The sequence below is a fragment of the Pedobacter sp. D749 genome (genome assembly GCF_019317285.1).
GTDB lineage: Bacteria > Bacteroidota > Bacteroidia > Sphingobacteriales > Sphingobacteriaceae > Pedobacter.
Genome location: NZ_CP079218.1, coordinates 4,189,826 through 4,206,466, shown reverse-complemented (window position 1 = coordinate 4,206,466; position 16,641 = coordinate 4,189,826). Strand labels below are relative to the sequence as shown.

General features: G+C 41.3%; 3 protein-coding genes. All 3 read left to right on the top strand.

What is annotated here, in order from left to right; all coding sequences use genetic code 11:
- Positions 1 to 69: 69 nt before the first annotated feature.
- Positions 70 to 13,530 (top strand): putative Ig domain-containing protein, encoded by a 13,461-nt coding sequence (locus KYH19_RS16940; RefSeq protein WP_219075954.1) that lies wholly within the window; start codon positions 70 to 72, stop codon positions 13,528 to 13,530.
- A 37-nt stretch (positions 13,531 to 13,567) separates the two neighbouring features.
- Entirely contained in the window at positions 13,568 to 14,566 is a 999-nt protein-coding gene (locus KYH19_RS16935) for a PorP/SprF family type IX secretion system membrane protein (protein ID WP_219075953.1), read from the top strand.
- A gap of 70 nt (positions 14,567 to 14,636) precedes the next feature.
- Entirely contained in the window at positions 14,637 to 16,637 is a 2,001-nt protein-coding gene (locus tag KYH19_RS16930) for an OmpA family protein (protein ID WP_219075952.1), read from the top strand.
- Positions 16,638 to 16,641: the final 4 nt, after the last annotated feature.

The following is a 16,641-nucleotide window of genomic DNA, read 5'->3' as shown; positions in this document are numbered from 1 at the left end:
ATAATATAATGCCACCTAAAAAAAATACCAAACAGTAGTACATAGTAAGTCTTCTAAATAACGCCTGACATGATGAAAACCCGTACTTTCTCATCCCGAATAGGGATAATTCGCAATACTTGTGTTGCATTCATCGTTCTATTAACGCTCTTCTATACTAAATCGTATGCTCAAACTAAAATTTTTGCAAATACTGTATCTGCTCAGAGCAGAGTGGACAATGCACTAAATGCAACTTTAAACGACAATACGTTTGCTACGGTTAATTCGTATGGCGGAATTGCCGTTGGTATAGGCTCTTATAGTGGCGAACTGGAATTAAAATATCCGGCAGCTGTAGCTGGGGGAATAACATCTTATATCAGAATAGATTTTGACGGAGATGTACTGAACAGTTTATTAGGTGGAAGTTTGGGTACCTTGCTGGCCAATGTAGGCGGAACAGTAGTTCTTGGAAACCATTCATTTCAGGTGGGCGCCAGAAACGGTGCTTCTGCAGTTCCCCCAATTGGCGGTAACAGTGTTAACGGATTTTCTTCAGATAATCTGCGTTTGGTAAAAGATGCAAATGGTTTTTTTTATATCGCGATAACTCCTACACAGGCTTATGATAGGGTATTTATAAAAGATGTAACCAATGCACTTTTGGTTTCAGTTGCTAATAGTACAAAGGTTTATTATTCTTTTTATACTTCTGGTACTGATCCTTGTGCCCAGGCATTTGCTACAGGTTATGAAGGAACAGGGATTACGCTTGATGCCTTACAGCTGGGAAGTTCTGGCGTAACAAATAGTGAAAGGGCAATAGATTCAGATCCAAATAATTTTTCTCAACTTAGTTTAGGGGTACTTGGCGTGGGATCATCCATTAGCCAAAATTTCTATTTTGCAACAGCATCAAATCCTGGTGAGGATATTAACCTGCGACTTAGTGCTTCTCCTGCGTTACTAACAGCAGGGCTTTTACAAAACATTTCTATAACCGCATATAATGGCGGTACCCAGGTATATACAGGCTCATTCCCAAATACTTTAAATCTGGATTTATTAGGCTTACTAAATAGCGGGCAACCAGTATCGATACCTTTTTCTCCAGGTACAAATGTAGTGTACGACAGGGTGAAGGTTACATTGGGTTCTGTAGTTGCGCTAAACCTTACACAAACTATCAATGTTTATGGAGTAATCCGCTCTGCGGGCAGGCCAACGCCAGCAAGTACAGCAATTGCTGCATGTTATAATACTACAGTAGCTTTAAACGCTACTACTCCAAATGCCAACGAATTAAGATGGTATGAAGCAATAGAAGGAGGGACAGCATTACAAACAGTTGCTTTTAATGGTACTTTTACTACACCAGCATTAACGGCTACTAAAACTTATTATGTTGCTGCAAGAAGAGTAGGCTGTACAACTGAATCGGCAAGAATACCTGTTGTAATTACCGTAAATCCACAAATTATTTTTAATGGGGCAACATTAATAAATGCCACTCCAGGTTTTGCCTATGCTAAACAGTTAGATGTAGCTACAGGTGGAACAGCGGGTTATACTTATGCCCTGGCTGCAGGAAGTACACTGCCAACAGGCTTAAGTTTGTCATCAACTGGCGTAATTACCGGAACACCAACCGTAGCCAATGCTTACACTTTTTCTGTAGTTGCAACTGATGCCAAAGGTTGTAAGGCAACCGCGAATTATAATTTAACGGTTACCACAGCATTGGTACTTATACCAGGCGCATTACCTGATGGTTTAACAGGAACTGTTTATCCAACACAGACTATCCCAGCCGCAACTGGTGGAACAGGGCCGTACACTTATACCGCAACAGGTATTCCTCCTGGCTTAACTTTTAATCCAACAACAAGAGAAATTACCGGAACGCCGACCCAACCTGGAATATATACGATACCAGTTACGGTTGTTGATGTAAACGGTAATACCATTACTTCTAATTATACCGTAAAAATTACTGATCCTTTATTTTTACCTGCAGCAACATTAGCTGATGGTACTGCAGGAACGGTTTATACTACACAGATTATTCCAGGTGCAACCGGAGGAACTACGCCTTATACTTATTCGGCAACAGGTGTTCCTCCAGGTTTAACTTTTAATCCATCAACCAGAGCCATTACCGGTACACCAACAACTATTGGCACTTATACAGTGCCCGTTACAGTAACAGATGCTGATGGAAAAACGGTAACTACAAATTATAGTGTTATTATAAATAGCCCATTGGTATTACCAGCGGCAACTTTGCCAGATGGAACAGAGGGCGTTGCTTATGCTACACAAGTTCTCCCGGCTGCAACAGGTGGTGTTGGTCCTTATACTTATGCAGGTGCTAATCTCCCTGCCGGATTATCGTTTAATCCAGCTACAAGAGAGGTTACTGGTACACCAACCCAGGCAGGTAATTATGTAATTGGTGTTACAGTTACCGATAGTCAGGGTAAAACAGTAAGTAACACTTATCCAATAAAAGTAAATGGTACCTTAATTTTACCAACAAAAACTTTACCTAACGGTATTGTTGGTTCTTCTTACTTACCGCAAACATTACCGGCTGTAACAGGTGGAACGTCTCCGTATACATACGCAGCAACAAACCTTCCTCCGGGATTGTCGTTTAATCCGACAACAAGAGAAATTACCGGAACACCGACGCAAGGTGGTACTTATAATGTTGCTTTAACAGCTACAGATGCTAACAATAATAAAGCAACAACGACTTATGCCATAACCGTAACGGTAAATGCACCAGTTGTGGCTTCAGCTACGGTATGTACCGGAAGTACGGCTACTTTAACTGTAAGCAATCTTCAAACTGGCGTTACGTATAACTGGTATGCTTCTACAGGAAGTACACCATTAGTAACTGGCAATAACGGTACTTTTGTAACGCCTGCAGTAAGTTCAACAACTGTATTTTATGTAGAAGCTGTTTCCGGAACAGCAATCAGTTCGAGAACATCGGTTACGGTTTCAGTTAATCCACCTGCAACTTTAGCCACAGTTACTACTAATAACCAGGTAATCAACTCCGGACAAACTACAACTTTAACCGCTATTGCTGATGCTGGAAATACCATTGCCTGGTTTGATGCTCCATCAGCGGGAACGCAGGTTGGAACAGGGACTTCGTTCACTACGCCAGCCTTATCTGCAACCAAAACTTATTATATAGAAACCACAAGCAGCAATGGCTGTAAAAGTGCAAGCCGCGTTCCGGTAACTGTAACTGTAATTAATGGCGGCGGCGCAACAGCTTGCAATGCAGCAAACAATCAGAATACCGGTATTAATGGGATCTGTTTATTATGTGCTATAAATGGTGCAGGTAACTCTACTGATGCCAATGCAAACAACTTCACCCGGATTTCTCTTGCTGTAGGCGTTACCGCAACGGGTTATCAACAATTAATTTTCCCTTCTACAGGTGTTGCTACAGATAGCATCCGTTTAGACCTGGCTTTACCAACCGGTTTAGCCGATGTTGGTCTTTTAAATAATGTAACCATTACGGTATTAAATGGTACTACGGTTGTAAAAACAGTTCAATTAGACGGTGCATTATTAAGTCTTCAACTATTATCAGGCAATCGTTTTGCAGCAACTGTTTTAGCGGGTGGCGCTTATGATAGAGTTCAGGTAAGCTTTGGTGCACTGGTTTCCGCTTTAACGAGCTTAGATATTTATGGCGCAACGGTAGTTTATCCAAACCCAACATTTATAGCTGGTGCACAATCGATCTGTTCAGGCAGCGCTGCAACATTAAGTGCAACTGCAAATGGTGGTACGACCTTAACCTGGTTCGATGCGCCAACAGGTGGAACACAAGTGGGAACAGGCGCAAACTTTACTACTCCGGCATTAACAACAACTACTACGTATTATGTTCAGGTAACTAAAGGGACCTGTTCAAATACAACAAGGGTTCCGGTAGGTATTACCGTTAATCCGGCAATTGTATTTGCAGGTACAACTTTAACAAATGCAACAATTGCCTCTCCATACAATAAGCAGCTTCCTGTTGCTTCTGGCGGAACACCAGGTTATACTTATGCCTTAGCTGCAGGTAGTACCTTACCAGCTGGTTTAACTTTATCGCCAAGTGGCCTGATAAGTGGAACGCCAACTGCCGCAGGTAATCCAACATTTGATGTTGTAGTAACTGATACAAAGGCTTGTAGTACAACTGCAACATTCACTTTAACGGTAACGCCAGCCTTAGCTTTAGCTCCCGGAGCATTGCCTAACGGTGTAACAGGCACACCATATACAACAAACGGAATTCCAGCTGCAACAGGTGGAACCGGGCCTTATACATATACAGCTACTGCGCTTCCTCCGGGATTGACTTTTAATCCGGCCACCAGAGAAATTACGGGCACGCCTACTCAAATCGGAACATTTACGATTCCGGTAACAGTAACCGATGCTAATGGCAATACGATTACAGCTAACTATACGCTTAAAGTAACCGATCCGTTGGTTTTACCGGCGGCTACTTTAGCTAATGGAACAACTGGCACAGTTTATCCTATCCAAACTATTCCGTCTGCAACAGGTGGTTCAACATCATATACTTATGCTGCAACGGGTCTTCCTCCGGGATTAGCTTTTAACCCGGCAACAAGAGAAATTACCGGAACACCTACGCAATCCGGAACTTTCACCATACCGGTAACAGTTACAGATGCCGATGGAAAAACAACAACCAATAACTATACAATTGTAGTAGTTGATCCTTTATTGTTACCTGCAGCAACTTTGCCTGATGGAACAGAAGGAACAGTTTATGCCACGCAAACCTTGCCATCGGCAACCGGTGGCGTTGGGCCATATACTTATGTAGCAAACAATCTTCCGGCAGGGTTAACTTTTAATCCAGCAACAAGAGCGGTTTCCGGAACGCCTGCACAGGCCGGAAATTATTCGATTAGTGTTACCGCTACAGATAGTGAGGGCAGAACAGCAAGTAATACCTACGCGCTTAAAGTAATAGGTGTGTTGTCATTACCAGGTGCTACTTTACCTAATGGTATTGTAGGCACACCTTACCCAACACAAACTTTACCAGCGGTAACCGGTGGAACAGCACCATATACTTATTTAGCTACAAACCTTCCTCCGGGATTAAGTTTTAATACCGCAACAAGAGAAATTACAGGAACACCAACTTTAGGTGGAACCTTTTCAATTTCTTTAACTGCAACAGACGCAAACGGAAACAAAGCAACAACAACTTATAGCTTAACTGTAACGGTTGATGCGCCAGTGGTTGCTGCAGCAACTGTTTGTGCTGGAAGTCCGGCTACACTAAGTGTAAGCAATTTGCAAGCTGGTGTAACCTATAGCTGGTATGCTTCTACCGGCAGTACACCATTGGTTACTAATAACACAGGTGTTTTTGTAACTCCTGCAGTTACCGCTCCAACCGTATTTTATGTTGAGGCAGTATCAGGAACTGCAGTAAGTTCAAGAACCGCGGTTAACGTTTCTGTTAACCCTCCAGCAACTGCCGCAACCGTAACTACGAATAACCAGGTAATAAATGCAGGTCAATCTACTACCTTATTGGCAACAGCAGACGCTGGAAATACCATTCAATGGTACGATGCTGCTACAGGTGGAACACAGGTAGGTGCTGGTAATTCATTTACCACCCCAACATTATCGGCAACTACTACTTATTATGTAGAGACTACAAATGCCAGCGGTTGTAAAAGTGCAAGCCGAGTACCAGTAACTGTTACTGTATTAAACAACGGTGGTAGTACCGCCTGTAACGCTGCTAATTTGCAAAACACAGGTATAAACGGAATTTGTTTATTGTGCGGAATAACCGGAGCCGGAAATTCTACTGATGCGGATCCGTCTAATTTTACCCGGATATCGTTGTCAGTAGGTGTTGGTTCATCAGGTTACCAGCAATTAATTTTCCCTAACGCTGGAACTGCAACTGATAGCATCCGTTTAGATTTAGCTTTACCAGGTGGTTTATTAGATTTAACGGCACTGGGTAATGTTACTGTAAACGTATTGAACGGATCAACAGTGGTTAGATCAGTTCAATTAAATTCATCATTATTAAATCTTCAATTACTTTCAGGTTCTCGTTTCGCGGCTACCATTTTAGCCGGAGGTGTTTACGATAGGGTACAGGTAAGCTTTGGGGCATTAGTATCGGCATTAACCAGTTTAGATATTTATGGTGCTACTGTAATTTATCCTAACCCAACGGTAACAGCAGGTGCACAAACCATTTGTGCAGGAAGTACAGCAACTTTAACTGCAACAGCAAACGGTGGTACGGCATTAGCGTGGTACGATGCCGCAACTGGTGGCACACAATTAGCCACTGGCGAAACATTTACTACAACAGCATTAACGGCTACTACAACTTATTATATTCAGGTAAGCAAAGCCGGTTGTCCAAACACAACGAGAGTTCCGGTAACTGTAACCGTTACACCAGCATTACCAACACCAGTATTGGCAACAATTGCCAATGTTTGTGAGGGATCATCAGCAACTTTATCAGTTGCCAATCCAGATGCTGCAGTAACCTATAAATGGTACGATGCAGCGGTAGGTGGAAACCTGGTTTTCACAGGTGCAGTATTCCAAACTCCGGCCTTAACAGCCGCCACTACTTATTATGTAGAAGCTTCTCAAGGAAACTGTACAAGTGCTGCACGTGCAGCAGCTGCGGTATCAGTAAATCCTCGTCCGGTTTTACCTGTGGTAACTGCCAATTCATCAACAGTGGGTGCAGGACAAACTGCAATTTTAACGGCTAGTTCTGCAGATCCAACCAATACTTTCAATTGGTATACTTCTAATACTTCAACTATACCTGTTTATGTGGGTGCTACTTATGTTACACCGCCGCTGTTGGCTACTACAACTTATTATGTAGAATCGGTTTCTACCAATGGTTGTACTTCGGCAAGCCGTGTTCAGGTAACCATTACCGTTGATGGAAATGGATCGCCAAATCCAGTACCATGCGAAGCCGCAACAACACAAGTTGGTGGTGTTACAGGCGTAGCATTATTATCAGGTGTATTTAATCCAGTTTTAGCGATTGACAACGATACTGAAACCGCATCTTCACTGGTCATGCCTGTTGGAGCGCTTGGGGCATCAGTTTATCAAAGAGTTGGTTTTGGGTCACTATCTACTGTTGGTGATACCGTGCGTGTATTGGTATCATCGCCAGGAAAATTATTGTCGCTTTCATTATTAGCTAATGCGGCCATCACCACTTATGTTGGAACGAACAGCAATGGTGATTCGCAATTTTTAAACAATAGCTTATTAAATGTTCAGTTGTTGAGCGGTAATACACAGGCCTTAATCACTTTTGTTCCAACGAACGTTTTTGATGGAGTAGAAGTAAGATTAAACTCAGGTGTATTGGGTGCATTAACTTCAATCAACTTAAATTACGCACAACGCATTTTGCTTGCACCAACAGTAACAGCTGCTAACGTTACTGCTTGTTTAGGCTCAACCGCTCAATTGCAGGTAAGTAATCCATCAGCAGGTTTAACCTACAGGTGGTATGATGCTGCCGGTAATTACATAAGTGGAAAAGATGGTATCACATTTACTACTCCGGCTTTAACAGGCGATACCAAATTCTATGTTGCAGCAGTTTCTGCAACAGGCTGTGTAAGCTATAAAACAATTGTAAACGTAACTACAAACCCTGCACCGGTAACACCTGATCTGCTTTCGGCATCAGTTAATACCTGTCCGAATACATCAGCTACCTTCCAGGTTAAAGATCCAATTGCAGGTACAACCTATAACTGGTACGATGCTGCGGTAGGGGGAAACTTAGTATTCACCGGCGATAACTTTACAACACCTTTAATTACTGCAAATACCAGTTATTTTGTTGCAGCAGTTAATGGCTGTGGTTCTTCATCAGCAAGAACAGAAGGTAAAGTTATTTTAGGAACTATTGATGTTCCGATAATTACACCACCTTCTATCACTATCAGTGAAGGTGCTGTTGCGGTATTAAAGGCAACTTCTGGTACAGCAGGTGCAACCATTAACTGGTACACTACTGCAAACGGTACAGTTCCGGTACATACTGGTGAAACGTATGTAACACCACAATTAAGTGCAACAACAACTTATTATGTAGAGGCTACCATACCTGGAGGCTGTACTGCAACAAGCAGGGCAACCGTAACGGTTACTGTAATTCCTAACGGTACACCGATAACTACGCCTTGTGGAGCAGCTACAACAACAGTTACAAGTGGCGTAACTGGGATAGCTTTACTAGCCGGTGTTTTTAACCCTACTTTTGCGGTTGATAATGATATTAATACAGGATCCAGTTTGGTTATCCCAGTGGGATTACTTGGTGCATCTGTTTATCACCAGGTTGGCTTTACAGGATTATCAAATGTAGGCGATACCTTAAGAGTGAAAATTACCACTCCAGGGACATTGCTTTCGGCAGGAGTGTTAAATAACTTAACCGTAACTACTTTCCAGGGTACAACCAGCAATAACGATGCAGTTTCTATTGCTAACCCGTTAATTAGCTTAAAATTATTATCTGGCGGTACATCTGCAATATTAACTTTCGTTCCAACCAGTAAATTTGATGGAGCAGAACTGAGGTTAGGTTCAGGTTTGTTAGGGGCATTAACATCTGTTAATTTAGATTATGCACAACGTGTAATCACCACACCAACAGTTAATGCTGCTACAGCAAGTGCTTGTCAAGGTTCATCCGCAACATTAAGTGTGCAGAACCCACAAGCAGGCGTAGTGTACAAATGGTACTTAGGCTCAACCTATCAAACAGGAAAAGATGGGGCAACTTTCACAACAGATCCGGGCCTAACTGCCGGAACTTATACTTATTCAGTAACGGCAACTGCTAATGGTTGCGAGACTCCAGGAACCAAAGTAACAGTAACTATTTTAACTCCACCAGTAGCGCCGATTCCATCAACTAATAACCCAACTACAACTTGTATCGGCTCACCTGCTACTTTAAGTGTGCAAGCCGTTGCAGGAGTAACTTATAACTGGTATGATGCGGCTGTAGCCGGAAATATGTTGGTAACCAACAACAGTAGCTTTACTACATCTGCATCCCTCGCAGCAGGAACATACGATTATTATGTTGAAGCCGTAAGTGGAGCGGGTTGTTCAAACTCTACACGTGCTAAAATTTCTATAACCGTTAATCCATCAGCAGTTGCTGCCGATGTAACAATAAGCGGAACTACATCGTTGTGTGCTTCTGGAACAGCAGTACTTACTGCGGCCAGTACAACAGTAACCAGTCCGGTGTTTACCTGGTATAGCGATGCTGCTTTAACCCAGGTAGCTTTTGTAGGTGCAGTATTTAATACACCAGCCATTAGTGTAACTACCAAATATTATGTTACTGTTAGTGGAACAAATAAATGTGCAAACACAGCTGGTAATGCAAAAGAGGTTACGATAACAGTAAACCCTGTTGCCACTTTAGCTGATATAAACTTAGCGGGAACGAGTACCATATGCGGTGGCGCTTCAGTTACTTTAAATGCAACAAGTACAACCGTAATCAACCCGGTATTTACCTGGTACAGTGATGCAGCTTTAACTACTGTAGCATTTACTGGGGCTAGCTTTGTTACGCCAACGCTTAATGCCACAACCACTTATTATGTAACGGTTAAAGGCGATAATAAATGTGAGAATACTGCAGCAAACGCTAAAACGATAACCATTACGGTTAATTCGGCGGCAACTGATGGAGACATTGCCATTAGCGGAATTACCCCAATCTGTAAAGGATCTACAGCGGCACTGTCTGCTTCAACCACAACAGTAATTAACCCGGTATTTACCTGGTATAGTAATGCTGCTTTAACTACAGTAGCCTATGTTGGCGCTAGTTTTACTACACCTGCACTTAATGCAAACACTACTTATTATGTAACTGTTAAGGGTGATAACAAATGTGAAAATTCACCAGCCAACGCTCAGGTAGTTACCGTAACCGTTAAGAATTTTGCTACCGCTGCTGACATTGCAGTGAGCAATGCACAAATCTGTTCAGGTTCTACCGTAATGTTAATGGCTTCGAGCACCACGGTAACGCAGCCAGTGTTTACCTGGTACAGCGATGCTTCGTTAACCAGCGTGTTATTTACCGGCCCAACGTTTACCGTAACCGGATTAACAGCCACAACTACGTATTATGTAACTGTTAAAGGTGCTAACAAATGTGAAAACAATGCTGCAGATGCTAAAGCAGTAATTGTAGCGGTTAATCCATTGGCCACTACTACTGATATTATCCTTAGTGGAAGCACATCAGTTTGTGCGGGATCATCTGCTGTATTAAGTGCAACATCGCCAACAGTAACTAACCCGGTATTTACCTGGTACAGTGATGCCGCCTTAACCAATGTAAGTTTCATGGGGGCAACTTATGCTACGCCGGCATTAACCAGCACAACCACTTATTATGTAACTGTAAAAGGTGATAATAAATGTGAAAATGCACCTGGTACTGCAAGGGTAATTACCATTACGGTTAATCCTGTTGCAACTGCTTCGGATATTACAGCTGATGATGCAACCATCTGTTCAGGATCGGCTACTACTTTGGTAGCTAGTACTACAACAGTAACTAACCCAGTTTTCACCTGGTACAATGATGCGACCCTGGCTTCAGTAGCTTACGTGGGTACATCATTCGTTACCCCGGTATTAACGGCAACAACTAAATACTATGTTACAGTTAAAGGTGATAACAAATGTGAAAACTCAGGTATTACTGCAAAAGTGGTAACTGTAAATGTGAATCAGATTGCAACTGCCGCAGACATTACTTTATCTACACCAACTTTATTGTGTGGATCGGGTACTGCTGTAATTAATGCAAGCTCAACAACAGTAACCAATCCAATATTTACCTGGTATAATGATGCTTCATTAACAAGCGTTGCCTTTACCGGACCAATATTTACTACGCCGGTATTAACCACTACAACCACTTATTATGTAACCGTAAAAGGAACTAACAGATGTGAAAACATTGCAGCAAATGCAGCAACAGTTACCATAAAAGTTAACCCAATAGCTGTCGCAAGTGATGTTATGGTAAATGGATCAAGCAACATATGCGGAGGATCTGCAACAGTACTAACGGCAAGTAGCACAACAATTACCAATCCGGTATTTACCTGGTACACCAACGCAACTTTAACTGACGTGGCTTATGTAGGAGCAGTATTTACTACACCAACATTAACTGCCAATACCACCTATTATGTAACGGTTAAAGGTGATAATAAATGCGAAAACAGTGCAGTCACAGCTAAGTCTGTTAACATTGTAGTTAACCCTGTAGCTTCTGCAACTGATGTTACTGCGGCTGATGCAACCATTTGTGCAGGATCGTCGGCTAGCTTAGTGGCGGGCACCACAACTGTAACTAACCCGGTATTTACCTGGTACAGCGATGCTGCTTTAACAACACCAGTATTTACAGGCGCAACCTTTAATACACCAGCGTTAACCGCAACCACTAAATATTACCTCACAGTGAAAGGTGATAACAGATGTGAAAGTTCTGCGGCAAATGCAAAAGTGGTTACCGTAAATGTTAATGCTGGCGCAACAACGGCAGATATTACCTTATCTACACCAGCGAGTGTATGTGGTTCCGGAACTGCTGTAATCAATGCCAGTTCGACAACAGTAACCAACCCTGTATTTACCTGGTACAACGATGCTTCATTAACAAGTGTTGCCTTTACCGGACCTATATTTACAACGCCGGTATTAACCACTACAACAACGTATTATGTAACGGTTAAAGGCGATAATAAATGTGAGAATACTGCAGCTAATGCGAAAACAGTAACCATTACTGTTAATCCAATTGCTGCGGCAACAGATATAGCTGTAAACGGATCAACATCAATATGTGCTAGCTCAACAGCAACATTGGCTGCTACAAGTACAACAGTAACCAATCCAATATTTACATGGTATAGCGATGCGGCACTAAACACAGTAGTATTTACCGGCCCGGTATTTACTACCCCGGTATTAGCTGCAAGCACAACATATTATGTAACGGTTAAAGGCGATAATAAATGTGAAAATACTGCAGCTACAGTAAGAGTGGTAGCCATTACTGTAAATGCTTTACCAAACAGCCCGGTAGTATCTGCTCCAAACGGAGGCATATGCTCAGGAGATGGAGCCACACTAACAATAGCCAATGCAGAGGCAGGTGTTACTTACGAATGGTACGATGAAGCAGTTGGAGGTAATTTATTATTTACTGGTACTACATTCAATGTAACAGCTTTAGCTACAACAACAGATTACTATATTTCAGCAATCGGAACAGGTGGGTGTAACAACAACGGAGGCCGTGTTAAAGTAACAGTAGCAGTTAACGTAAAACCAACTATACCAACAGTAGCATCAACATTAGTTAATGTATGTATAGGAAGCTCAGCTACATTAACCGTTACAAGCCCTCAAACAGGTGTAATGTATAACTGGTATACAGCAGCGGTAGGTGGAACATTGGCAGGAACAGGTGTAAACTTTACAACACCTGCGGTTAATGCAAACATCACTTACTATGTTGAAGGAGCAAATGGCGCCTGTATCTCATCATCAAGAACACCGGTAAATGTAATTGCCTTACCAGTACCAGTTGCGCCAGCATCAGTAACAGCCGCAAATGGAACACTTTGTTCAGGTAGCTCAACGATATTAACTGTAAATAACCCGGTAACAGGATTAGTTTACAGATGGTACGCTGCAAGTTCAGGCGGAGCGGTATTGGCAGAAGGTATAACTTTTACCCCACCAAACTTAAGTGCTACTACAATTTATTATGTAGAAGCAGTAGCAGTAGGTGGCTGTGCAAGTCCAGCAAGAACAGCAGTTACAGTAACGGTACTGCCGGTATTAGATAAACCAGTAGTCGTTGTACAAAGTACTACATCAAACAGTGTTACGTTCGGATGGGCTGCGGTTGCAGGTGCTATATCATATCAGGTTTCATTAGATAATGGTTTAACCTGGATTAATCCTACAAGTGGGGCAACCGGAACAACTTACCTGGTATCGGGCTTGAAACCAGATCAAAATGTAAGTATCCTGGTAAGGGCAAAAGGTCAGACCGAGTGTGAAACCAGTCAGAACGGTTCAGCAACTGGTAAAGCAGCTAATCCTTTTGAAGATCAGGTTTATATACCAAATGCATTTACACCAAATAACGACGGTAAAAACGATATATTCTTAATCTACGGTAATACCATATCAAGCGCGAAAATGAATATTTACACGCAATGGGGTCAGTTGATATTCCAATCAGACAATGTAGCAAACGGATGGGATGGAACCTTTAAAGGTGTAAATCAGCCAATCGGTGTGTATGTGTACATGGTTGATATTACATTCACTAATGGAACAACATCAATGAGAAAAGGTACAGTTACGCTGATTAGATAAGAAGAGGATTAATAATAAACAGATAAAATCAAAGACCATGAAAATACTATCGGCTTTAAAAATATATGTTGCAGTGCTAGGATTGCTGCTGTGTACAGCCAAGTCCTTTGCGCAAACTGATCCGCATTTTTCACAATACTATGCAAATCCGTTATACCTTAACCCGGCATTAACGGGTGTAATAGATGGCGATTACCGTGCAACCGTAAACTTTAAACAACAATGGAGTGCGCTAAATAGTTCTTTTTTAACAGGTGGAGCATCTTTCGATATGGCTCCCAAAAAGAACCTGGCATTTGGTGCAACCATTTTAAATCAAAGGGCTGGAGAGCTGGATTTTAACTACCTCTCTGCCCTGGTATCAGGCTCATACCGTTTGCGGTTTGGTGCCGAGGGCTTGCAGATGGTGAGCTTTGGCTTACAGGCAGGTATAATTAACCGTAGTTTCGATTTCTCTCAGGCCAGGTTTGGCAATCAGTTTAATCCAGTTTCAGGTTATGATGGTGGTATGAATGGCGAAACGCTTTCTTCTCAATCATCGCTGGTTCCTGATATAAACGCAGGTATTATGTTCTTCGATGGTAACCCGAACAAAAGTGTAAACGTTTTCTTAGGCGCAAGTGCAGCACACTTAAACCGCCCCATGGATCGTTTCTCTGGCTCAAATTCACGTATTCCGATTCGTTTTACTGCTCATGGTGGGGCAAGAATCAAGGCTTCGGAGTTGTTGGATATTGTACCCAATGCATTGTTTATGTACCAGGGTAATACAAACGAAGTTTCGTTGGGTGCTTATGCACAGCTTAATGTTAATCCATCTGCAAATATTTTATTTGGTGGTAACTACCGCAATAAAGATGCAGCAATTGCCTTTGTTGGCTTACAATTAAATAACATGGTTTTCGGCTTAAGTTATGATGTAAATACCTCTACTTTTAACCGTGCCTCTAACAGTAACGGTGGTTTAGAGCTTTCCATCTCGTTAATTGGCCGTAATGGTATCATTGGTCCAAACTTCTTTTGCCCAAGATTATAATTATTCAAATGAAACTATTATGCTTTAAAACCATGATCGTTTCAGCACCATTGAAAACAAGTTTAGAAAGATGAAAAAAATATTACTCTTTTTGTTAGTGGCATTTGGCGGTTTTGCAAACGCACAGTATGTGGTAAATTATAAAAAGGTTGCAGATACCTATTTCGAAAATAAGGATTATTATGCAGCATCTACCTTTTATAAAAAGGCCTTAAAAATTACCGGCGATAGTACCCAGGCCATTTTACCTTATGGTAAAGAAAGAAAATTAGCCTCTGATGATAAAGTGATAGAAGATTATGAAGGATCAATTTATAACCTTGCAGAATCCAGCAGGCTGTATAGGGAATTTAATGAGGCTGAAAAATATTATGCTATAGCGATAACCTTTACGAATACTCGTTTTAGAAAGGCGCTGTATTATTATGCTGAAAGCTTAAGGGCAAATAAAAAATTTAATCCGGCTATTGATGCTTTTCAGCAGTTTATCCAGAAAAATCCTGGCGATGCTTTGGCTAAAGAAGCACAAAAGGAAATTGAGTCGTGTAAGTTTGCAATCGAAGAAATGCGCTTTCCACGCATAGTGCAGGTTAAAAAAGTACCTGGCAATGTAAATGGTTTAGGATCTAACTATGCGCCCGTTATAATCAATAACGAATTATATTTCACTTCATCACGTCCGGTTGCTGTGGGTAGTAAAAAAGATATGGTTAAAACAGATGCCGGAGAAATTCAGGTATCAACTAAAACCAATCCATTCATCAACAATATCTATGCAGCTAAAGGCGAATTAACTTCGGCAGATATAGCAGTAAGAAAAATCGATATCAATTTTCCTAAAAACATGGAAATTGCTGCGGTTACTTTTACCCCTGACGGAAATACAATGTACTTTACCGCCTGGAAGGATAAAGAAAAATATGCTATTTACTCTTCTAAAAAAACTGGTGATAAATGGGCAGATCCACAACCCGTTGGTTTACAGGTAAACAGTAGAGATTTTAATTCTTCACAACCTTTTGTGACCAGCGATGGTAAATTCCTTCTTTTCTCGTCTGATAGAAGTGGTGGTTATGGTAAATTCGACCTTTGGTATTGTGCTTTACGTGAAGATGGGTCATTAGGGCAGGCTGTAAATTTTGGATCAACCATTAATACCGGAGATGACGAACGTGCACCGTATTATAATTCATTAACCAAAAAATTATTGTTCAGTACCGATGGACGTATTGGTTTCGGTGGCCTTGATTTTTTTGAGTCAGAGGGCGATCTGGTAAATTGGTCTGAGCCTAAAAATCTCGGTTATCCGTTCAACTCTTCAAAAGATGATCTTTACTTTACCGCAACTGATGATAAAGGAACAAAAGGATACATTAGTTCTGATCGCGAATCATCTTGTTGTTTGGAGGTGTTTGAAGTGAAAAAAGAATACCTTTCTGTTGCAGGCCTTTTAACCGATTGTAAAACTAAATTGCCTTTGGCAGGTACCATTGTAACTTTAACAAATGCAGAAGGATCACAGAAAATAACTACAGGTACCGATGGAATTTACAGTTTTAAAGTAGATTCGAAAAGACCGGTCAAATTGCTTTTTGCAAAAGATAATTATTTCTCAATTACTAAAAACTACGTTTACGAAGAACTGGCAAAGGCAGATACCTTGATTTATAAAGATTATTGTTTAAGCCCTTTCAAATTGGGTATCCCGATAACTTTGGATAATGTTTATTACGAATTTAACAGTACAGAACTTACTGAACCTTCTAAAAAAGTATTAGATTTCCTGATCCCGATTATGGAAGATAATCCCGAAATGGAAATAGAACTAGGTTCTCATACTGATAATATTGGTACAGATGAGTACAACTTAGACCTATCGAACAGAAGAGCTAAATCTTGTACAGATTATTTGGAAAGTAAAGGAGTTGCCGCTGCCAGAATGACTTCTAAAGGATATGGAGAATCGATGCCGATTGCGCCAAACGAAATTGTTGTAAAACGCAAGAAAAAGGATAATCCTGAAGGAAGAGCTAAAAACAGAAGAACAGAATTTAAAGTAACTAAAAAATAAGATA

What these genes read in the sequence shown, in the direction of transcription:
- KYH19_RS16940 (WP_219075954.1), top strand. Translation starts at nt 70, where the DNA reads ATGATGAAAACCCGTACTTTCTCATCCCGAATAGGGATAATTCGCAAT.
- KYH19_RS16935 (WP_219075953.1), top strand. Translation starts at nt 13,568, where the DNA reads ATGAAAATACTATCGGCTTTAAAAATATATGTTGCAGTGCTAGGATTG.
- KYH19_RS16930 (WP_219075952.1), top strand. Translation starts at nt 14,637, where the DNA reads ATGAAAAAAATATTACTCTTTTTGTTAGTGGCATTTGGCGGTTTTGCA.